Here is a 1,430-nt window from a genome sequence, read left to right as displayed (position 1 = left end):
GGGGTTGCGTCCACCAAGGTGGTGTACGAGTCGGACCTGATTGGCGGTACCGGCGTGTCGTAGCCGAATGAATGAAGGTCATCGCGTGATTCTTCGAGAGACCCGTCAAAGTCACTCGAGCAAAGGAATCGACGCGATGACCACTGCCCACAATATCGACCTGCCCGCTGTGCTCGCCGAACGACTCACCACCGCCCATCCCGATGTGCTGCGCGAGCTGCTGGCCACGTTCATCCACACCCTGATGGGTGCTGAAGCCGACGCCCTGTGCGGCGCGGGATACGGCGAGCGCAGCACCGAGCGCACCAATCAGCGCAATGGCTATCGGCAGCGCCAGTTCGACACCCGCGTCGGCAGTTTGGATCTGGCGATCCCCAAGCTGCGCCACGGTTCGTATTTCCCGGACTGGCTGCTGGAACGCCGTAAACGCGCCGAGCGGGCTCTGACGACCGTGGTGGCCACCTGCTACCTGTTGGGGGTGTCCACGCGGCGGATGGACAAACTCGTCGAGACCCTCGGCATCACCAGCCTGTCGAAGTCGCAGGTGTCGGTGATGGCCAAGGAACTCGACACCGCCGTCGAAGCCTTCCGGACCCGGCCATTGGATGCCGGCCCGTACACGTTCGTGGCGGCCGACGCCCTGGTCCTCAAGGTCCGCGAGGGCGGGCGGGTGGTCAACGTGCACGCCCTGATCGCCGTCGGGGTGAACCAAGAGGGCTACCGCGAGATCCTCGGTGTCGACGTCACCACCGCCGAGGACGGCGCGGGCTGGTTGACGTTTCTGCGGTCGTTGACCGCCCGCGGCCTGGCGGGGGTGAAGCTGGTGACCTCCGACGCCCACGCCGGGCTGGTGGCCGCGATCGGCGCCACGCTGCCCGGGGCTACCTGGCAGCGCTGCAGAACGCACTACACGACCAACCTTATGGCCGTCACCCCGAAAGCGTCGTGGCCGTGGGTCAAGACCCTTTTGCATTCGGTGTTCGACCAACCTGACGCTGAATCCGTTGCTGCCCAATACGATCGGATCATCGACGCGCTCGCCGACAAGCTCCCCAGAACCGTCGAGCACCTCGAATCGGCCCGATCGGATCTGCTGGCATTCACTGCCTTTCCCAAACAGATCTGGCGTCAGATTTGGTCCAACAACCCCCAGGAGCGCCTCAACAAGGAGATCCGCCGACGCACCGACGTCGTGGGCATCTTCCCCGACCGCAACGCACTGATTCGCCTCGTCGGTGCCGTGCTGGCCGAACAACACGACGAATGGGCCGAGTCCCGGCGCTACCTCGGCCTCGATGTGCTGAGCAAATCACGCGCCGTCAACGACACCGCGACAGAACAGGAGGACACCCCCGCGGCACTGACCGCCTGAACCATCACCACGAAGAATCACACGACGACGTCGTACACCACGTCCATGGACTTGACCG

The 1,430-nt window shown here is 64.6% G+C and carries 1 protein-coding gene; it reads left to right on the top strand.

Annotated features, from left to right (window positions below; all coding sequences use genetic code 11):
* The first annotated feature begins 136 nt into the window (after nucleotides 1–136).
* Complete coding sequence (locus ABQE93_RS27020; protein WP_448411968.1) at nucleotides 137–1,372, top strand: IS256 family transposase; 1,236 nt, start codon at nucleotides 137–139, stop codon at nucleotides 1,370–1,372.
* The last annotated feature ends 58 nt before the right edge of the window (nucleotides 1,373–1,430 follow it).

The organism is Mycolicibacterium sp. XJ662 (genome assembly GCF_053484035.1).
Note: the sequence above shows the minus strand (reverse complement) of the source record. Positions and strands in the feature narration are given on the sequence as shown.

Bases quoted from the DNA above. Each gene is read 5' to 3' on its own strand.
- ABQE93_RS27020 (WP_448411968.1), top strand. From the start codon at position 137: ATGACCACTGCCCACAATATCGACCTGCCCGCTGTGCTCGCCGAACGA.